The organism is Sphingopyxis sp. CR5, assembly GCF_059693785.1.
On the sequence record NZ_JCATIE010000005.1, the window covers coordinates 181,989 to 200,592 of the forward strand.

An 18,604-nucleotide genomic window follows, 5' to 3' on the forward strand; every position below is an offset into this window, starting at 1 on the left:
AATGTCTCAAGTCGATGGTAGCTATGATTGCGTGACCAAGTCGCCGATGGGCGACCAGAAGTCGGTCTTTACCGTCAAGAGCGACGGCGACAGCTTCACCGGGCAGAATGCGGGCGCGATGGGCTCGCTCGATGTCGAGAACGGCAAGGTCGACGGCAACAAGCTGACCTGGACCATGAACATGAAGGTGCCGATGCCGATGACGCTCGAATGCGAAGCGACGATCGACGGCGACGCGCTGACCGGCACGATCAAGGCCGGACCGTTCGGATCGATGGCGATGACCGGCACGCGCCAGGCCTGATCGCCTGCAATCGAACAGATCGGCCGCTCGTTGCGCTGGCGACGGGCGGCCTTTTTTGCGCTTTCATCGCTGTCACTCGTCGAAAAGCATTTGGTGCTGGTCGCGTCCCCGCCGATAGTCCAGCATGAACCATCGCGTTCGCAACACGGGGAAAATCATGCGGAACCAAATGCTTTCGGCCTCTCTGGCCGCTCTTGCGCTGGCCTTGTCGGGCGCGCCCATCGTCGTTGCCGCGGCCGAGGCACCCGCCGCGGCCAAGGCGCTGGACGCGACCGTTGCGGCGGTCGACATATCCTATGAGCAATTCCAGCTCGACAACGGGCTCACCATATTGGTCCATACCGACCGCAAGGCGCCGATCGTCGGAGTAACGACCTATTACCGAGTCGGATCGAAGAACGAGCCCAAGGGCAAGACCGGCTTTGCGCATCTGTTCGAGCATCTGATGTTCGGCGGCAGCGAGAATGTCCCCAATTTCGACGAGCCGCTGGAGGCGGCGGGATCGACCCCGACCAACGGGTCGACCTGGCTCGACCGCACCAACTATGTCGAGACGGTGCCGACGGGGGCTCTCGACCTTGCGCTGTTCATGGAAAGCGACCGCATGGGGCATTTGCTGGGCGCGGTGACGCAGGAGAAGCTCGACCAGCAGCGCGGCGTCGTCCAGAACGAAAAGCGGCAGGGCGACAACCAGCCCTATGGCATCGTCGAATATGAAGTGCAGGATGCGCTGTTCCCGGTCGGCCACCCCTATCGTCACTCGACGATCGGTTCGATGGCCGACCTCGACGCCGCGAGCCTGGCCGACGTCAAGACGTGGTTCCGCGACAATTACGGACCGAACAACGCGGTGCTCGTGCTCGCGGGCGATATCGATGCCGCCACCGCCAAGGCGAAGGTCGAACGCTGGTTCGGCGACATACCGGCGGGTCCGCCGATCGCGCCGGTGAAGGCGCCGGTGCCGACGCTCGACAAGCCGTTTTCGAAGACGATCACCGACCAGGTCGCGACGACGCGCCTCTATCGCAACTGGGCGGTGCCGGGCCTGAACGACGAAAGCTATGCGCCGCTGACGGCGGGCATGTATATTCTGGGCGGGCTCGCGAGTTCGCGGCTCGACAACCTGCTCGTCCGCAAGGAACAGCTTGCGGTTGCGGTGACCGCCTATCTGTTGCCGTTCCAGCAGGCGTCGATGGTGCAAAGCTATATCGACGTGAAGCCCGGCGTCGATGTCGCCAAGGCCGAAGCGCGCTATGACGCGATCCTGTCCGATTTCATCGCGAACGGGCCGACGCAGGAAGAACTCGACCGCGCAGTCGCGAGCCTCGTATCCTCGCAGGTCGGCCAGCTCGAGCAGGTCGGCGGGTTCGGCGGCAAGGGGGCGACGCTGGCCGAGGGGCTCGTCTTTTCGAACGATCCGGACAAATATAAAAAGGATCTCGCGGCACTCGCGGCGCTGACCCCGGCCGATGTGCGCGCCGCGATGGGCAAATGGCTGACGCGCCCCGTCGCGGCGATCCGCGTCGATCCCGGCGAACGAACCGAGGGTGGCGAGAACCGCGGCGGATGGGAGAAAGCGGGTAGCCCGCGCATCGGCTTCTATCGCGGTGCGGGCGATCCCGCGCCTGGGGAGGCCGCGCCGGAAAAGCGAGACTTTCCGCCCGTCGAACCGGTCGCTGCGTTCGATTTCCCGACGATCGAGCATGCGACGCTGCAGAACGGCATCCCGGTCTATTTCGCGAAGCGGACCGCAGTGCCCAAGGTCACGGTGACGATCAGCTTCGACGCGGGCTATGCCGCCGATGCCCCCGACGCGCGCGGGACGCAAAGCTTCATGGCGGCGATGCTCGAAGAGGGGAGCAAGACCCGCGATGCGATCACGATCGCGTCCGAGCAGGAGCGGCTCGGTGCGCGCATCGACGTCGGCGCGGGACTCGATTCAACCTATGCGTCGCTCGATGCGCTGTCGAGCAACCTGGCCCCGTCGCTCGCATTGATGGCCGACATCCTGCGCAACCCCGCCTTCGCACCCGCCGAGGTCGACCGGGTACGCGATCAGCGGCTTGCGGGGATCGCGCAGGAAGAGAATAGCCCGTTCCTGCTCGCGATGCGCGCGTTGCCGCCGCTCCTCTATGGCAAGACACATCCCTATGGCGCGCCGCTGACCGGTACGGGCAGTCGCGATGTTGTCGCCAAGCTGAGCCCTGCGGACCTCGCGGCCGCGCATGCGGCGTCGATCCGGCCCGACACGGCCCGGATCGTCGTCGTCGGCGACGTCGACGAGGCGGAAGCCGTGGCCGCGCTCAACCGGGCTTTGGGCGACTGGAAGGCGCCGGCAACCCCCGCTGTGCGCAAGAACATCGATGCGGCCGTTCCGACGCAGGCCCAGCATATCGTGCTGATCGACCGTCCCGGCGCACCGCAGTCGGTGATCGCGGCGGGGCAGGTGCTGCCCGAAACGGGCAAGGACGCGAACGAGGTGTTGCAGGCATCGAACGAGATTCTCGGCAACGGGTTCCTGTCGCGCCTCAACAGCAATCTGCGCGAAGCCAAGGGCTGGTCCTATGGCGTGCGCAGCCGCATCCAGGAGACCGAAGGCCGGATGCCGCACATGATCCAGGCGCCGGTGCAGAGCGACCGCACCGGCGATGCGATCGCGGAGATCCTGCGCGAGATGAAGGAATATCCGGCGACGCGTGGCGCGACCGCGGTCGAGGTCAACCGGATCAAGGAAGGCAATATACGCGGCCTGCCCAACCGCTTCGAGACGCGCGGACAGATTGCGGGCGGGATCGACGAGATCGTCCGCTTCGGCCGTGCCGACGACTATTATGAGACGCTTCCGGCGATCTATGGTGCGCTGACCGCGCAGACCCTGAACGCTGCCGCGGCGAAGGACCTGCAACCGGGGCACTTGGTCATTGTCGTCGTCGGCGATGCCAAGACGGTGCGGCCGCAGCTCGACAAGCTGGGCCTGCCGGTCGAGGTGATGACGGTCGGCGAATAGCTATGAAGCCACGGGTCGGCTCTGGCCAAAGGAGCCGATCCTCTTCATAGGGTTGCCATCATGTCCAACCCGACTCATGCCTCGCCGACCCCGTCGGTTCGCCTGCCCGGCGACCGCGAGATGGTGCTGATGATGGCGATGGTGATGGCGCTCAACGCCCTCGCCATCGACTCGATGCTGCCGACCTTGCCGGCGATCGGCGAGGCGCTGGGGGTCACGGTGGCGAACGATCGCCAGTTCGTGATATCGGTCTATCTGCTCGGTGTCGGGTTCGGATCGCTCGTCTATGGCCCGCTTGCCGATCGCTTCGGGCGCAAGGGGGTGCTGGTGCCCGCGCTCGTGGTTTACGCGCTGTTCGCGATCGGCAGCGGGCTTGCGACGAGCTTTCCGATGCTGCTGGCGCTGCGTTTCGGACATGGCTTCATCAGCGCGGCGCTCGGCGTGATCGTCGTCGCGGTGATCCGCGATCTGTTCGTCGGGGACGCGATGGCGAAGCGCATGTCCCTGATCTTCCTGGTGTTCATGATCGTGCCGATTATCGCGCCGTCGATCGGCGCCGGGGTTGCGGCGATCGCCGGATGGCGCGCGATCTTCTTTCTCTTCGCCGCGATGGCGCTGCTGATGCTCGTCTGGCTGCGCCGCCTGCCGGAGACGCTTGCCGCCGAGGATGTGCGCCGGCTCGACTGGCGGACGATGGTTGCGGGCTGGATCACGGTGACACGGCACCGCCGCGCCGCGGGCTATATGATCGCGGCGGGGGTGATGCAGGGTGCGCTGTTCGGCTATCTGAACAGCAGCGAACAGATTATCGCCGAGGTGTTCGATGCCCGTGCGCTGTTCCCGCTGATCTTTGCCTGTGTCGCGATCGGAATCGCGATCGCCAATTTTTCCAATTCGCGCATCGTCGAGCGGTTCGGCGCGCGGCGCGTGTCGCAGACCGCGGTCTTCGCCTTCATGGCGACCGCGCTCGCCCAGATAATCGCGGCGCTGAGCGGTATCGAAACACTGCCGATGTTCACCGTGCTGATGATGGCGAATGTCGGCCTGATCGGCTTTATCGGCAGCAATTTCGGGTCGATCGCGATGGAGGATTTCGGCCATATGGCGGGCGTCGCATCCTCGTATCAGAGCTTTGCCCGTGCCCTGCTCGCCGCGGTCGTCGGCGCCGCGATCGGTCAGCAGTATGACGGTACGACGCTGCCGCTGGCCTATGCCTTCATGGGCTGTGCCGCCGCGGGGCTGTTGCTGGTGCTGTGGGCCGAGCGGGGCCGGCTGTTCACGCGGCCGGGTACCGCGCCGAAAAGCCCGTTCTAACGGGTACGCCGCGGCAACAGCCGCCGTGACGCCCGTCAGCCGCCATGCGCGCGCGCCGCGCCGAACTCGATCCAGCCGAAGGGGCGCGGGGTTTTCGGGATATAGTGCGCGCCTTGCCGGTCGACGGCGAAGCCCGCCCCGGCATAGGCATCCGAAATCGGCCGGGTCAGGTGACAATTGCCGCCGATTCGTTTCCATAGCGGCTCGATCCGGCGCTGCCATTTTGCGACCGGCGCATCGGGGGCGCCGCCATGTTCCAGGAACAGGGCAGTGCCGCCGGGTTTCAGGACGCGGCGAATTTCGGCCAGCACCGCCGCCTGATCGGCCACCGAACAGAGGGTGAAGGTCGTGACCACCGTGTCGAAGCGATCATCGTCGAACGGCATCGCTTCGCCGACCCCGCCTTCGATTCGCGCCTCGATCCCGCGATCCTGCGCCGCCGCGCGGCTCATCGCGAGCAGTTCGGGCGAGGGGTCGAGCCCGGTGAAGCTCGACACGCGGTTCCAGTCATAGAATTCCATGTTGATCCCGCCGCCGCAGCCGAGTTCGAGCACGTCGCCCGTTGCGTGCGGCACGACCCTGCTGCGTGCCTTCATGATCTGTCCCTGCGAGCAGGCGCATTTGATCAGGCGCGGTACCCCGTGTCGTTCCCACCAGCTTGCCATCGGCCTGTCTCCCCTTGGCGTGCAGCCTGTCCCTTGCTAGCGCGCTTGGCAACACCCATCTCTCGCTCCCGCGCCGGAGCGGCGTCAGCGAAGGACAATCATGCCCACCACTCACCACACCAAGATGCTCATCCTCGGCTCCGGGCCGGCCGGCCTGTCGGCGGCGATTTACGCCGCGCGCGCGGGGATGAAGCCGATCGTCGTGCAGGGGCTCCAGCCGGGCGGGCAGCTGACCATCACGACCGACGTCGAGAATTATCCCGGTTTCGCCGAGGTGATCCAGGGGCCGTGGCTGATGGAACAGATGACCGCCCAGGCGGTGCACGTCGGGACGAGCATGATCTGGGACACGATCGTCGATGTCGACGTGTCGCAGCGCCCGTTCAAGCTGACTGGCGACGGCGGCGACGTCTATCTGGCCGAGACGCTGGTGATCGCGACGGGCGCGCAGGCGAAATGGCTGGGGGCCCCCGGCGAGCAGGAACTCGGCGGCAAGGGCGTGTCGGCGTGCGCGACGTGCGACGGCTTTTTCTATCGCGGCAAGAAGGTCGTGGTGATCGGCGGCGGCAACACCGCGGTCGAGGAAGCCTTGTACCTGACCAACCACAGCGACGATGTGACGCTGATCCACCGCCGCGATACCTTGCGCGCCGAAAAGATCCTGCAGGACCGGCTGTTCGCCAATCCGAAGATCAAGGTCCTGTGGAACAAGACGGTCGCGCGCTTCGTCGCGGGCGAAGGCAATGCGGGACTCGTCGGGGTCGATTTGATCGACACCGAAACCGGTGAAGCGAGCCATGAGGCGACCGACGGCGGCTTCGTCGCGATCGGTCACAGCCCCGCAACCGAATTGTTCAAGGGCAAGCTGCCGCTCGACGCCGACGGCTATCTGGAGGTCACACCCGGCACGTCGCTGACCGCGATCCCCGGCGTATTCGCGGCGGGCGACGTCACCGACAAGGTGTATCGCCAGGCGGTAACGGCAGCGGGCATGGGCTGCATGGCCGCGCTCGACGCCGAACGCTTCCTGGCCGAGGCCGAATATCACGCGATGGTGGACGCGTAGGACAAGATGGCAAGGATCGCGCGGTTGCGGACGAACCGCCCTAACGGGGATGGGGGTGGCGGGAATCGACCGGAAGCCGCCCTATCTATCATCGTCACCCCGGACTTGATCCGGGGTCCATGACTTCAGCGCTGCTATGGATCCCGGATCAAGTCCGGGATGACGAAAGAGAGTAGGCGAACGGCCGCTTCCCACCCCAAAACCGCCGATGGCGCGTCCGATATCTACCTCAGCTTTTCAACGATCCGCGCTGCCAACCAATCGGCATCGTCGCCGGCGAAGCTGTGCGATGCGCTGGCGCGCCGCGCGATGCCGATCGCATGTCCATCGCGGGAAAGAGCGAAGAGGGCGGTGTCGAAAGCCTCAGCGAAAGCCTGAGCCGTACGGTCGCCCGTCGCGAGCAGAAACGTTACCGGTCGATCGGTCGAGACCAGTCCCGCAATTAGCTGGTCGACCAAGCTACCAGCCGCGGCAGGCTGGGGCGGACGCAGTAGCGCCGATAGTCCGCGGAATAATTTTCGGATATCAATGTCGCCCCTTAGCAGACGCAGCAGGCTTGCCGGGTCCTTGAGCCGCGCCCAATAGCGGGCGCGGATCGCCGCCGCCGGGGGCAGGGCGGGCGCGTCGCTTTCGTCCTCTCCGCTGTCATAGGTCCACGGGTTGGCAAGGATCAGCGCGTCGAGTGGGAGCGGCTGGTGGAGCAGCAGCGCGCTCGCGGCATCGCAATTGCCGAACGCGACGATGCGCGTCAGGTGGGGCGCCGCGGCGCGAAAGGCGGCAATCGCAGCGGCGATGTCGGGGCCGCTCGCCTCGAAGCCGCGATTTTCGCCTTCGCTGTCGCCGATGCCGCGGCGGTCGAAGCGGAATACTGGATGGCCCGCCGCCGCGATCCGCTGTGCGAGCATTGCCATGCCGCGATGCGCGCCGCTGCGAATCTCGTTGCCGCCCGACACGATGAGGAGGCCCGTCGTGCCCGGCGCGTCATCGAGCGTCGCCGCGAGCGCGGCGCCTTCGCAGGCAAAGCTCAGATGACGCCGCATGTCCGGCTCCATCCGATGATATCGTCGGCGATCGCGCGCGCCATTGCGGGATCCTCGCCCGGCTCGGCGCGCAGCCACAGCGGCGTTCCGGCGATCTTTCCCTCTCCGCTGCCCAGCGCGACCGTGCGCAGCGGAGCGACGTCCCGCGTTTCGGCCTGGCCCAGGCCGGCGATCATCGCAGGCGACAGGCGATTGCCCGCGAGCAGCAGGGCTTCGGTCTGCGCGGCCGCCTGCAAGCCTTCGATCGACGAGGTGATGCCCGCTTCGCGATCGGCCGATACGCGGGCGCGAAGCAATGTGCGAAGCAGTGAGGCGCCGCTGGCGGGCGCGAGGCGCCACCAGGCGGCGGCCCTGGCGCGGTGGTCGATGAGCGCGCCGCCACGCAGCGACGCGACGATCAGCGGTCCGTCGATACCGTGCACGCTGTCGGCGAGCGCGTCGCTCCAGCGTTCAAGATCGACCTCGACGAGCGGGACGAGGCTCTCGTTCTGACCCGGCAGGTCGGGCAGCAGCGTGGCGAAGCCTGCGCCCGCGAGCGCGCGCATCGCGAGCACGAGCGTGCGGCGGGTACGGTTCGCTTCCTCGAACAGCGGCGGGACGAAAAGGATTTTCGCACGCGGCGGCCCGGCGGGGGAGAGGCGAAGTATCTGTTCGTCCATGCGCCCCCGCGCGGCGATCAGCCGCGAACCTTCCGTTCGGCAAATTCGAGCAGATTGCCATAGGTTTCAAAGATTTCGCCATCGACGTCATCATCGTCGATCAGGATGCCCAGCCGGTCCTCCATCTCGGTCAGGACCGTCGCGACCGCCATCGAATCGAATTCGGGAAGTTCGCCGAACAGCCCGCTGTCGGCGGTCAGCGCGGCGGCGCGATCTTCGCCCAGTCCCAGGACATCGGCGAGCAGCGCGCGGAGATTGGCATCGACGGTATCGGTCACACTCTTGTCCTCACTCGCGCCCGAATGCCGAGCGCGCAAAAGCCTTTAACGCCGGTCCCCATGCCGTGATGCGCGACGGATTGAAAGCCTCGATATGCCAGAGCGGTTCGTGCCGGTTCATCCAGTCGCGCTTGTACCCGTCGTTGCCGGTGCCGAAATCGACCCGCCGCACCCCGTCGACCGCGATGACATGGCGGAAAAGCTCCGCCGAGAGCAGCGTACCGGGCGAGGCTTTCAGGCTGTCCTCGACATGCGCGAGCTTGTGGATGAAGGCGGTGCCGTCCTCGACCGTCCAGAATTGCGCCGCAACGGGCGTCCCCTCGATTCGTGCCAGGCCCATGCGAAATGTGCCGCGCGCGCTTTCGGCCTCCGCAAAGGCGCGCAGCAGGGCGGGGTGGCCTTCTTCGGGTTTCCAGCTCGCCGCGTAGATCGTTTCATAGGCGGTCCACGCGTCGGCGTCGAACGCGGTGAGCAGCTCGATGTCGACGACGCCCTTTTTCGCCTTGCGCCGGACCGTGTTGCGCAGCGCGCCGGGGCGGCTGTCCCACCAGGCGTCATGGTCCATGTCGCCGAGGTCGAGCCAGTGGCGGTCGCCCTTGGGTGCCGCCTTCACCCACCAGCCTCCGGCGCGCAAGGCGGCGGCAATGGCATGATGTTCGGCCTCGGGGACCGGATAAAGGGTCAATCGGGCCGCGTGGCCGCGCAGGCGCCGGAACAGGTCGCCGAGCGCGGCGGAACGATCGTCCTCCCCCGTGAAGAGCGGACGGATCGCGAAGCTGTACCAGTTGGCGAGACCCGAATATCGGCCGGGGCCATCGACGCGGAGCGGCAGCCAGGCGTGCGTCGTACCCGCCGCGCCCCGAGCATCGTGACGGCCCCGACCCGCGAAGCCATGCGCTTCCAGCAGGCCGAACCAGGCGGGACGGTCGAAGGGCGAGGCGAAGCCCGCGCCGCGCGCTGTGGCCGGCAGCGCCTCATCATTAGTGCGATCTTCACCGTTCCCTTGCATGATGCGGCCCTCTATCACCACTCTCCTAACAGCCGATGACCAAAGACCTAAGCCCTCCCTCGTATCCGATCGACCATCTCGCCCGCCGGGGTGCCGCCGATGCGCCTGCGCTTCTGATCGGCGACACGGCGATGCGTTTTGCCGATCTCGACGCGGGCGTGGGCCGCCTTGCCGCGTGGTTGCGCCAACGGGCCGGCGATTCGGGCGAACGCGTGGCAAGCTGGAGTGCGAAAACGCGCGCCGCGTGCCTGATGCCGCTGGCGGCCGCGCGGGCGGGGCTGATCCACGTCCCGGTCAATCCGCTGCTCAAGGCGCCGCAGGTCGCGCATATCCTGGCCGACAGCGGCGCAAGGCTGCTCGTCACAAACGCTGCGCGTGCCGATGCGCTAGGCGATGACAGGCCGGCCGGATGCGCGCTGGAGGATCTGAAGTCCGCCGAAGGGGCGATCGATTCCTTTGGCGAATCGCTTGCCCCCTCGCAGGCCCACCCCGACGATCTCGCCGCGATCCTCTACACCAGCGGGTCCACCGGACGCCCCAAAGGCGTGATGCTGAGCCATGCGAATCTGTGGCTCGGCGCCGAAAGCGTCGCCTCCTATCTGAAATTGACGTCCGCCGACCGGGTGCTTGCCGTGCTGCCGCTGAGCTTCGACTATGGTCAGAACCAGCTTCTTTCGACCTGGCACGCCGGAGGGGCGGTCGCGCCGCTCGATTACCTGACCCCGCGCGATGTGGTGAAGGCGGTGGCGCGATACGAAGCGACGACGCTGGCCGGCGTACCGCCGCTCTGGGTGCAGCTTGTCGAAACCGAATGGCCGGCGGAAACCGCCGCCCACCTGAAGCGGCTGACCAACAGCGGCGGGGCGTTGACGCCATCGCTGATCGAGGCCATGCGAAGCCGGTTTCCCGCCGCCGATATCTATCCGATGTACGGACTGACCGAGGCGTTTCGGTCGACCTATCTCGACCCGGCGCTCGTCGCCGGGCATCCGACGTCGATGGGCCGCGCAATTCCGCACGCCGAGATTCTCGTGTGCCGCCCCGACGGCAGCATCGCCGCAGACGGTGAGCCGGGGGAGCTGGTCCATTGCGGGCCGCTCGTCGCGCGAGGCTATTGGCAGGACGCCGAGCGCACGGCGCGGCGCTTCCGGCCCGCGCCTCCGTCATCGGCCTATGGCGGCACCGCCGTCTGGTCGGGCGACACGGTGAAGCGCGATGGCGAGGGACTGCTGACGTTCGTCGGACGCGACGACGCGATGATAAAGACGGCGGGCAATCGCGTCAGCCCGACCGAGGTCGAAGAAGCGGCGGTCGCGTCGGGCCTGATCTATGAAGCGGTCGCCTTCGGCATCCCAGACGCGCGGCTGGGCGCGGCGATCGTCCTGATCGTGCGCGGCCGCGACGGCGTGCAAGACGACGCGGGGCTGGCCGCCCATCTGCGCCGGTCGCTCCCCAATTTCATGCAGCCCAGGGTCGTGGAGTGGCGCGAAACGCTGCCCCGCAATCCGAATGGAAAGCTCGATCGCGTCGCCATCGCGGCGGCGTGGGACGGACAGGTGACGGCATGAAGCCGCACGGCCCGATCCCGCCCGGCTTTGTCGCCGACAGCGACAGCATGCTGCTGATCGGCGGCGACCGTGCCGAGCGGCTTGCTGACGTGGCTGGCGATACGCCGCTGTTCGTCTATGACAGTGTGAAGCTGGCCGCGCGGGTCGCCGAATGGCGCGCCGCGATGCCCGAGGGCGTGCAGCTTCATTTCGCGATGAAGGCGAACCCTTATGCGCCCCTGCTGGCGTTCATGGCGGAGCAGGTCGACGGCTTCGACGTCGCCTCCGGAGGCGAGTTGAAGGCCGCGCTCGGCAGCGGGATGGCGGCCGAACACATCAGTTTTGCCGGACCGGGCAAGCGCGACCGCGAACTGGAGGCGGCGATCGCGGCGGGCGCGACGCTGAACCTCGAATCGGCCGGCGAGGCCGAGCGCGCGCTGGCTATCGCAGCGCGGCTCGGCGTGACGCCGCGGCTCGCGGTGCGGGTCAATCCCGACTTCGACCTGAAAGGGTCGGGCATGAAGATGGGCGGCGGAGCCAAGCCTTTTGGAGTTGACGCCGACGCCGTTCCCGCGCTCGTCCAGCGCCTGATCGAGGCGGGCGCCGACTGGCGGGGCTTCCATATTTTCGCCGGATCGCAGGCGCTCGATGCCGAAGCCATCGCCGATACGCAGGCGCAGACGGTGGCGCTGGCGGCGCGGCTCGCGAACGAAGCCGGCGCGCCGCCGCCGCTCGTCAACCTGGGCGGCGGGATGGGCGTTCCTTATTTCCCCGGCGACCGACCGGTCGATGTCGCCGCGGTCGGGACGAAGCTTGCGGAAACGCTCGCCGCGCGCGATCCGATGCTGGCGCACAGCCGCTTTGCCATGGAACTCGGACGCTGGCTCGTCGCCGAGGCGGGGGTCTATCTGACGCGGATCGTCGATCGCAAGACGAGCCACGGCGAAACCTTTCTGGTCACCGATGGCGGGCTTCATCACCAACTGGCGGCGAGCGGCAATTTCGGGACGGTGATCCGCCGCAACTATCCCATTGCCATCGCCCGCGCCTTTGGCGCCGAACCCGTCGAGACGGTGTCGGTGGTCGGCTGCCTTTGCACGCCGCTCGACCGGCTTGGCGACCAGGTGGCGTTGCCACGGGCGGAAGTCGGCGACCTCGTTGCGATTTTCCAGGCAGGCGCTTATGGAGCGTCGGCAAGTCCGTCGGCATTTCTGGGACAGGGGCCGGCGCGCGAAATGCTCGTCTGACGCGGGCCGCTTTCCGTTCCACATCGGGACAGATCGCGACAAGCGGGGTTCGAACTTATCCCAATACTAACGGTATGTTCACCCTTTTCGAGCATGGCTGACCCTGACGCAATGGCTGTCGCCGCGGGCCTTGTCCCGGGGCGGACACCCCCGGCCGGTCGAAAGGTGATTTGATGAAGACGTCCTCCCCCTCGCTCCGTGCCGCCCGCGCCGCGCTGGTGTCCGGTATCGCCGCGACCGCGCTGACCGGCTGCATGGGCGGCGCGAACGCACCGCAACTGCCGAGCGCGAACTTCGTCGCGAACCAGGAAGGGCCGGGCGAGGAATATATCATCGGGCCGCTCGACGAACTGCAGATCTTCGTGTGGCGCAATCCTGAACTCGGCGGCAAGGTCCAGGTCCGTCCCGACGGCCGGATCACCACGCCGCTGATCACCGACCTGCCCGCGGTCGGCAAGACGCCCACGATGCTGCAACAGGACATCAAGCTGGCGCTGGGGCAGTATATCAAGGACCCGATCGTCAGCGTCATCGTCACCAGTTTCAACAGCACCTTTTCGCAGCAGGTCCGCATCGTCGGCGCGACCGAGAAGCCGGCGTCGATCCCGTATCGCGCGAACATGACCGTGCTCGACGCGATGATCGCGGTCGGCGGGCTTGGCGACTATGCCGCGGGCAACAAGGCGCGGCTGGTCCGCTTCGACAAGGGGACGGGCAAGCAGCATGAATATGCGCTGCGCCTAAACGATCTGATCAAGCGCGGCGACGTGAAGGCCAATGTCCGCCTGCAGCCCGGCGACGTGATCATCATCCCCGAAAGCATGTTCTGACGAACGGTTCGCCGTCCGCGCCAATAATTCAAGGAACGACCCCGACCGATGAACAGCCTTTACGACGAAATCCGGGTGGCGCTGCACAGCGTCTGGACACGCCGATGGCTGGTGCTCGCGGTTGCATGGGGCATTTGCATCCTGGGCTGGCTGGCGATCGCCTCTATCCCCAATCGCTATGATTCGCGCGCCCGGCTGCTCGTCGACGTCAACCAGATCCTGCCTGACGACACGCCGGGCGGACTTGGCAGTCGCCAGCAGATCGACCAGATCCGCGAAACGCTGACCAGCGCGCGCAACATGGAGAAGGTTGCGGTAACGACCGGCCTGTTGCCGGCCGCCGCCAGCGAGCGCGAAAAGGCGGGTGCGGTCGCGATGCTGCAAAAGAACATCAAGGTCGTACCGCAGCAGGACAATATCTTTGAAATCACGTCGAGCATCGGCGTCGGCAGCTTGTCGGACGCCGACAACGCCAAGCTGGCGTCGGGCGTGCTGGACAGCCTGATCACCGTGTTTCGGGACGACCAGTTGCGCGGCGGGCGGATGGACGCGCGCGAGGGTCTGAAATTCCTCGAGTCGCAGATCGCCGACCGCGAAAAGGCGCTGCGCGAGGTCGAGGCGCGGCGCGCCGCCTTCGAGGCGTCGAACATCGGGCTCGTCGGAGGCGGCGCGGGATCGCCGGCGCAGCGCGTCGATGCGATGCGCTCCGAAATCAACCAGATCGACAGCCAGCTCGTCGCCGCGCAGGCGTCGCTCGCGGCGGCGAACGGCCAGCTTGCCCAGACCCCGGCGACAATCAACGTTCCCGGTGCCCCGGCGACCGGCGCCGGCGTCGCACGCCAGCAGCTCGCGGGGGCGCAGAACGAACTGTCGCAGATGCGCGCACGGGGCCTGACCGACGCGCATCCCGACGTCATCGCCATCAAGAGCCAGATCGCCGCGCTGAAGGCGCAGGCCGACCGAGAAGGGACGGGCGGGGGCGGCGGCAACGCCCAGAACCCGGCCTATGCCTCGCTTGCGGCGATGCGTGCCGAGCGGCAGGCGACGGTCAGCGCGCTGACCGCGCGCAAGGCGCAGTTGACCGGAGATATCGCGAAGATCACGTCGCAGCAGATCCAGAACCCCGGCGTCGCGGCCGAATATGACCGGATCAATGGCGAATATACTGCGCTGAAGGCGCAATATGACAAGTTGCTGGCGCAGCGGGAACAGGTTCGCCTGCGCGGGCAGGTGCAAACCGAAACCGACGCGATCAAGGTCGAATTGCTCGATCCGCCGTCGAAGCCGACGAGCCCGTCGGCGCCCAACCGTCCGCTGTTCCTGACCGCGGTGCTGCTGGCGGGCATCGCCGGCGGGATCGGCGTGGCCTTTGGTCTGGCGCAGGTCCGCACCAGTTATCCGACCGCCGCCCGCCTCGAGCGCGCGAGCGGCCTGCCGGTGATCGGGTCGATTACCGAGGTCGTGACGCCCGACCGCCATGTCGAGCGCCGCAAGCGCCTCGTCTGGCTGGCGAGCGGCGCGGGGGCGCTGGTCGCGCTCTATGCGTTGCTGCTTGTCGCCGAATTCGTGCAACGCGGCCTGGTGGCGTGACGGGGGAAAAGGACATGAACGAACATCGCCCCTTCAAACGCAAGCCGTCGCTGCTCGAACGCGCGGCCGACATGTTCGGGATCGACGCGGCGTCGAACGCGCCGACGATCGACCTGACCGACCTGCCGCCCGAGCCCGACAAAAAAAGGGCGAAGCGCAAGCCCGAGGTGGACGCCGAACCCGCGCCCGCCGACGTCGCCGAGCCCGTCGTCGAAGTCGCGGCGGCCGCAGCGCCGACGCCGTCGCCGCGCAAGGATGTCGCCCGCGCCGCACCTGCGATCGTTCCCGCCCGGCAGGGCAAGATCAACCGCGATGCGCTTGCCGCGCGCGGGATGGTCGTGCCCGGCGCACCGGTAACGGGCATTTCGGAAGAATATCGGATCGTGAAGCGCGAGCTTATCCGCAACTTTTCCGGGACCGCCAACCGCCCGGTCGTGCCGCGTGGCCACCGCGTGCTGATCGCGTCGGCGAATCCGGGCGAGGGCAAGACCTTCACGGCGATCAACCTTGCGCTCAGCCTTGCCGCAGAGGCCGATCACGACGTGCTCCTGATCGATGCCGACATCGCCAAGCCGAGCGTGCTCGACACGCTGGGACTGGCCGAAGGGCCGGGATTGATGGATGCGCTGTCGGACCCGCACCTGCCGCTCGGCGATTGCCTGATCCAGACCGATATTCCGGGTCTGAAGGTCATGCCGGCCGGTACCCAGCATATGAACGACACCGAATTGCTGGCGTCGGCGCGGACCGAGACGCTGCTCGCGCAGCTCGAACAGGGCGCGCCGGGCCGCATCGTGATTCTCGATTCGCCGCCCGTGCTCGCGGCGTCGCCCGCCGCGGTGCTGGCCGGCCATGTCGGCCAATTGATCATGGTCGTGCGTGCCGACGAAACGCTCGAATCCTCGCTGCGCGATGCGATCGGGCTGATGGGCGCGTGCCCGCACATGCAGCTGCTGCTCAACGGGGTCAAATTCTCCCCCGGCGGCCGCCGCTTTGGAACCTATTATGGACAGGGAGGCGCGTCCTGATGCGCACCGAAGCACTTTTCGCGCGTCGCGCCGCGGCGCTAGCTGCGCTATTGCTCGCCGGAACCGCGAGCGCGGCGCATGCACAATGGTCGGACGGCGGCTATGGCAGCAGCGGCGACGATACGCCGGCGGCGTCCGGTTCGCCGGCCCCGGACGGAGCGGGCGAGGGCAAATCGGGCGAGGGACGCGGCGAGCGTCGTCGTCAGCGGCAGGTCGATATTTCGCCCTATCTCGAGATCGGCCAGGTGCTGAATGCCGATTTGAAGAACGGCGGCGACGTCCTGACCTATACGACGCTGGCGGCCGGAGTCGACGCCGCCGTGGTGACGCGCCGCGCCGAAGTCGCCGCGTCGGTCCGCTATGAACACCGCATCGGCGAATCGGGCGGGCTGGGCGATTCCGATATCCTGAGCGGCCTGGTGCGCGCGCGGCTCGAAGCGGCGCGCGGATTCAACCTCGAAGGCGGGGCGCTCGCGACGCGGACGCGCGCCGACGGCCAGGGCAGCGCCAATGTCTTTCTGGGCGGCGGCACCAACAGCGGCAACGTCTATTCGCTCTATGCGGGGCCGACCTTCGCGCGCCGCATCGGCGGGCTCGACGTCGGCGCCGGCTATCGGTTCGGCTATACCAAGGTCGATGTCGATACGCCGGGCGCCGCGACCCCGGGACTTTCGCAGGGCACATTCGACAGCTCGACCAACCACGTCGCCTGGGCGAGCGTCGGGCAGCGACCGGGCGACCTGCCCTTTGGCTGGCAGGTGTCGGGCGGCTACGAGCGCGAGGACACGACCCAGCTCGACCAGCGATACGAAGGCAAATATGCGCGCGCCGACATTACCGTCCCGGTGGGGCCGGCGGTCGCGCTGCTTGGCGGCGTCGGCTATGAGGATATCGAGATCAGCCAGCGCGATCCCGTGCTTGACGCCAACGGAATCCCGGTGATCGATGCCAACGGACGCTATGTCACCGACACGTCGCAGCCGCGCCAGCTCGCCTTCGAAACCGACGGGCTGATCTGGGATGCCGGCGTGATGTGGCGGCCGAGCCCGCGCACGTCGCTGACCGCGCGGGTCGGGCGGCGCTATGGCGACACCATCTACACCGGCGCCTTCTATTATCGCGCCGACCACGCGACGACGATCCAGGTCGGCGTCTATGACGGACTTTCGAGTTTCGGGCGCGGCCTTTCGGGTGGGCTGGCGGCGCTGCCGACCCAGTTCGATCCGACGCGCAACCCGGTCGACGGCAGTATCGATCCGTGTGTCTTTGGCGAAGAGGGCGGCGGCTGTCTGACCCCGCAACTGGGGAGCGCGACCGCGGCCCAATATCGCAACCGCGGTATCCAGGCAGTGTTGTCGTCGCGCTATGGCCGCTGGAGCTATGGCGTCGGCATCGGATATGACCAGCGCCGCCTGCTCGTTCCCGCCACCTCGGTCATCGCCGAACTCGACGGCATCAAGGACAGCAGCTATTATCTGTTCCTGACCGCGGGGCGGCAACTCGACGCCGACTCGACGCTCGGCCTGTCGGGCTATTTGAACTATTACGACAATGGTGCGCCGGGCGCCGCCGACGTGCAGTCGGCGGGCATCACGGCGACCTATTCGCGGCGCTTGTGGCGCGGGCTGACCGGCACGGCCGCGGCCGCACTCAACGCTTTCGACCAGGACGGCTTCAACAGCGAACTTATCGGTTCGGCGCTGGTCGGCCTGCGGTATAACTTCTGATCCAGACCTGCGAAGGACATCCGATGTACGATCAGTTCTACGGCTTCACGGGGCGCCCTTTCCAGCTGACCCCCGACCCGAGCTTCTATTTCGAGAGCGGCACGCACCGCAAGGCGATGTCCTATCTGGGCTACGGTCTGGCGCAGGGCGAGGGCTTCATCGTCATCACCGGCGACATCGGAACCGGCAAGACGACGCTGGTCGGCCATTTGATGAACACGATCGATCCCAATCGTTTGACCGCGGTCAAGCTGGTGTCGACGCAGGTCGAGGGCGACGACCTTCTGCGCCTGGTTGCCGAACAGTTCGGGATCGAGTGGGAAGGCCAGAGCAAGGCCGAATTGCTGCGTGCGATGGAGCAATATCTGCGCGAGCAGGCGCGCGCCGGACGTCGCACCCTGCTGATCGTCGACGAAGGCCAGAATCTGGCGATTTCGGCGCTCGAAGAATTGCGCATGCTGTCGAATTTCCAGCTGGGTGGCCATTCGCTGCTGCAGATTTTCCTGCTCGGCCAGCCCGAGTTTCGTCAGACGCTGTTCCATTCGCCGACGCTCGAGCAGCTTCGCCAGCGGGTGATCGCCACGCATCACCTCGATCCGATGGAGCCCGAGGAGGTCGAACCCTATATCCTGCATCGACTGGGCAAGGTCGGCTGGACCGGAAACCCCAGCTTCAGTCCCGATGCCTTCGAGGAAATCTTCGATTATAGCGAGGGCGTGCCGCGCAAGCTGAACGTCCTCGTCAGCCGATTGTTGCTCTTCGGCGCGGTCGAGCAGCTGAACCGCATCACCGGACAGCATGTCCGCGACGTGATCGGCGAGATCGAGGCCGATCGCGGCATCGACGAGGCGACGCTCGCGCCGCCGGTCGAGGACATCGCCCGCGCGCTCGGTACGCCGGCCGCCGCACCGGCCGATGCGCCGCTCGAGTGGCCGGTCGCATCGAACAGCGACCGCGCGCCATTCGCGGCACCCGATGCGGCCGATGCGCCGCTCGATCCGAGCGAGATTGCGTTGCAGGGATCGGACGAAGCGAGCGGCGGTGTATCGTCGGGCGCAGCGTCGCTCGCATCGATCGACGCCGCCGAAGTCGAAGCGTTGAGGGACCAGATCGCCAGCCTCGAGGCGCGACTTGTCGAGCAGGACGCCGCGCTGCGGCGCGTGCTCGATCTGCTTATCGAATGGGTCGAGCGCGACCCGGAAAATGCGCCCAACCCCGCGCGGTCGCAGGTCTGGGCGGCCTGACGTCGGCGCCGCTTTCGGCTAGGGTCAGGAGCCCCCGGGAAGGCGATGG

Annotated in this window: 16 protein-coding genes; 11 read left to right on the forward strand and 5 right to left on the reverse strand. The window is 67.0% G+C overall.

Features of this window, described 5'->3' with window-relative positions; genetic code table 11:
- Position 1: 1 nt before the first annotated feature.
- The 3 genes from AC58D2_RS09585 to AC58D2_RS09595 all read left to right on the forward strand — a co-directional run bounded on the left by AC58D2_RS09585 (position 2) and on the right by AC58D2_RS09595 (position 4,625).
- Positions 2–304: a hypothetical protein gene (locus AC58D2_RS09585; protein WP_497389681.1), complete on the forward strand. Its 303-nt coding sequence runs from the start codon at positions 2–4 to the stop codon at positions 302–304.
- Between the two features lie 169 nt (positions 305–473).
- A complete protein-coding gene (locus tag AC58D2_RS09590; RefSeq protein WP_497389683.1) occupies positions 474–3,311 on the forward strand; it encodes a M16 family metallopeptidase in 2,838 nt (945 codons plus the stop codon).
- A gap of 60 nt (positions 3,312–3,371) precedes the next feature.
- A complete protein-coding gene (locus tag AC58D2_RS09595) occupies positions 3,372–4,625 on the forward strand; it encodes a multidrug effflux MFS transporter (protein ID WP_497389685.1) in 1,254 nt (417 codons plus the stop codon).
- Positions 4,626–4,660: 35 nt separating this feature from the next.
- Here AC58D2_RS09595 and AC58D2_RS09600 read toward each other — a convergent pair whose 3' ends face one another.
- The gene (locus tag AC58D2_RS09600; protein ID WP_497389687.1) at positions 4,661–5,290 is read right to left on the reverse strand and encodes a class I SAM-dependent methyltransferase; all 630 of its coding nucleotides are present in this window, start codon (positions 5,288–5,290) and stop codon (positions 4,661–4,663) included.
- Positions 5,291–5,390: 100 nt separating this feature from the next.
- Between AC58D2_RS09600 and trxB the strand changes: the two genes are divergently transcribed.
- Positions 5,391–6,356 carry a thioredoxin-disulfide reductase gene (trxB, locus tag AC58D2_RS09605; RefSeq protein ID WP_497389689.1) on the forward strand — a complete coding sequence of 322 codons (966 nt, stop codon included), beginning with the start codon at positions 5,391–5,393 and terminating at the stop codon, positions 6,354–6,356.
- Positions 6,357–6,580: 224 nt separating this feature from the next.
- Here trxB and AC58D2_RS09610 read toward each other — a convergent pair whose 3' ends face one another.
- From AC58D2_RS09610 to AC58D2_RS09625, 4 genes are read right to left on the reverse strand one after another with little or no spacing between them, the layout of a single operon-like run.
- Positions 6,581–7,396: a hydrolase 1, exosortase A system-associated gene (locus AC58D2_RS09610; RefSeq protein ID WP_497389691.1), complete on the reverse strand. Its 816-nt coding sequence runs from the start codon at positions 7,394–7,396 to the stop codon at positions 6,581–6,583.
- The gene (locus AC58D2_RS09615) at positions 7,381–8,055 is read right to left on the reverse strand and encodes an alpha/beta hydrolase family protein (RefSeq protein WP_497389693.1); all 675 of its coding nucleotides are present in this window, start codon (positions 8,053–8,055) and stop codon (positions 7,381–7,383) included. Before AC58D2_RS09615 ends, AC58D2_RS09610 begins: the two co-directional genes overlap by 16 nt.
- A 17-nt stretch (positions 8,056–8,072) precedes the next feature.
- Positions 8,073–8,333 (reverse strand): acyl carrier protein, encoded by a 261-nt coding sequence (locus AC58D2_RS09620; protein ID WP_497389695.1) that lies wholly within the window; start codon positions 8,331–8,333, stop codon positions 8,073–8,075.
- A gap of 10 nt (positions 8,334–8,343) precedes the next feature.
- Entirely contained in the window at positions 8,344–9,342 is a 999-nt protein-coding gene (locus tag AC58D2_RS09625) for a GNAT family N-acetyltransferase (RefSeq protein ID WP_497389697.1), read from the reverse strand.
- A 35-nt stretch (positions 9,343–9,377) separates the two neighbouring features.
- Between AC58D2_RS09625 and AC58D2_RS09630 the strand changes: the two genes are divergently transcribed.
- From AC58D2_RS09630 to AC58D2_RS09660, 7 genes are all read left to right on the forward strand, one after another.
- The gene (locus tag AC58D2_RS09630; protein WP_497389699.1) at positions 9,378–10,910 is read left to right on the forward strand and encodes an acyl-CoA ligase (AMP-forming), exosortase A system-associated; all 1,533 of its coding nucleotides are present in this window, start codon (positions 9,378–9,380) and stop codon (positions 10,908–10,910) included.
- A complete protein-coding gene (locus AC58D2_RS09635) occupies positions 10,907–12,136 on the forward strand; it encodes a pyridoxal-dependent decarboxylase, exosortase A system-associated (protein WP_497389701.1) in 1,230 nt (409 codons plus the stop codon). The genes AC58D2_RS09630 and AC58D2_RS09635 overlap by 4 nt, the downstream gene beginning before the upstream one ends.
- A 173-nt stretch (positions 12,137–12,309) precedes the next feature.
- Positions 12,310–12,966, forward strand: a complete 657-nt coding sequence (locus tag AC58D2_RS09640; protein ID WP_497389703.1) for an XrtA/PEP-CTERM system exopolysaccharide export protein — start codon at positions 12,310–12,312, stop codon at positions 12,964–12,966.
- Positions 12,967–13,014: 48 nt separating this feature from the next.
- Positions 13,015–14,556: an XrtA system polysaccharide chain length determinant gene (locus tag AC58D2_RS09645; RefSeq protein WP_497389705.1), complete on the forward strand. Its 1,542-nt coding sequence runs from the start codon at positions 13,015–13,017 to the stop codon at positions 14,554–14,556.
- 14 nt (positions 14,557–14,570) lie between these two features.
- Positions 14,571–15,584, forward strand: a complete 1,014-nt coding sequence (locus AC58D2_RS09650; protein WP_497389707.1) for an AAA family ATPase — start codon at positions 14,571–14,573, stop codon at positions 15,582–15,584.
- On the forward strand, positions 15,584–17,311 hold the full coding sequence (locus AC58D2_RS09655; protein WP_497389709.1) for a hypothetical protein: 1,728 nt from the start codon (positions 15,584–15,586) through the stop codon (positions 17,309–17,311). Before AC58D2_RS09650 ends, AC58D2_RS09655 begins: the two co-directional genes overlap by 1 nt.
- A 23-nt stretch (positions 17,312–17,334) precedes the next feature.
- Positions 17,335–18,555 carry an XrtA/PEP-CTERM system-associated ATPase gene (locus tag AC58D2_RS09660; RefSeq protein ID WP_497389711.1) on the forward strand — a complete coding sequence of 407 codons (1,221 nt, stop codon included), beginning with the start codon at positions 17,335–17,337 and terminating at the stop codon, positions 18,553–18,555.
- Positions 18,556–18,604: the final 49 nt, after the last annotated feature.

What these genes read in the sequence shown, in the direction of transcription:
- AC58D2_RS09595 (WP_497389685.1), top strand. Translation starts at nt 3,372, where the DNA reads ATGTCCAACCCGACTCATGCCTCGCCGACCCCGTCGGTTCGCCTGCCC.
- AC58D2_RS09625 (WP_497389697.1), bottom strand. Translation starts at nt 9,342, where the DNA reads ATGCAAGGGAACGGTGAAGATCGCACTAATGATGAGGCGCTGCCGGCC.
- AC58D2_RS09610 (WP_497389691.1), bottom strand. Translation starts at nt 7,396, where the DNA reads ATGCGGCGTCATCTGAGCTTTGCCTGCGAAGGCGCCGCGCTCGCGGCG.
- AC58D2_RS09585 (WP_497389681.1), top strand. Translation starts at nt 2, where the DNA reads ATGTCTCAAGTCGATGGTAGCTATGATTGCGTGACCAAGTCGCCGATG.
- trxB (WP_497389689.1), top strand. Translation starts at nt 5,391, where the DNA reads ATGCCCACCACTCACCACACCAAGATGCTCATCCTCGGCTCCGGGCCG.
- AC58D2_RS09640 (WP_497389703.1), top strand. Translation starts at nt 12,310, where the DNA reads ATGAAGACGTCCTCCCCCTCGCTCCGTGCCGCCCGCGCCGCGCTGGTG.
- AC58D2_RS09645 (WP_497389705.1), top strand. Translation starts at nt 13,015, where the DNA reads ATGAACAGCCTTTACGACGAAATCCGGGTGGCGCTGCACAGCGTCTGG.
- AC58D2_RS09615 (WP_497389693.1), bottom strand. Translation starts at nt 8,055, where the DNA reads ATGGACGAACAGATACTTCGCCTCTCCCCCGCCGGGCCGCCGCGTGCG.
- AC58D2_RS09635 (WP_497389701.1), top strand. Translation starts at nt 10,907, where the DNA reads ATGAAGCCGCACGGCCCGATCCCGCCCGGCTTTGTCGCCGACAGCGAC.
- AC58D2_RS09655 (WP_497389709.1), top strand. Translation starts at nt 15,584, where the DNA reads ATGCGCACCGAAGCACTTTTCGCGCGTCGCGCCGCGGCGCTAGCTGCG.
- AC58D2_RS09590 (WP_497389683.1), top strand. Translation starts at nt 474, where the DNA reads ATGCTTTCGGCCTCTCTGGCCGCTCTTGCGCTGGCCTTGTCGGGCGCG.
- AC58D2_RS09660 (WP_497389711.1), top strand. Translation starts at nt 17,335, where the DNA reads ATGTACGATCAGTTCTACGGCTTCACGGGGCGCCCTTTCCAGCTGACC.
- AC58D2_RS09600 (WP_497389687.1), bottom strand. Translation starts at nt 5,290, where the DNA reads ATGGCAAGCTGGTGGGAACGACACGGGGTACCGCGCCTGATCAAATGC.
- AC58D2_RS09630 (WP_497389699.1), top strand. Translation starts at nt 9,378, where the DNA reads ATGACCAAAGACCTAAGCCCTCCCTCGTATCCGATCGACCATCTCGCC.
- AC58D2_RS09650 (WP_497389707.1), top strand. Translation starts at nt 14,571, where the DNA reads ATGAACGAACATCGCCCCTTCAAACGCAAGCCGTCGCTGCTCGAACGC.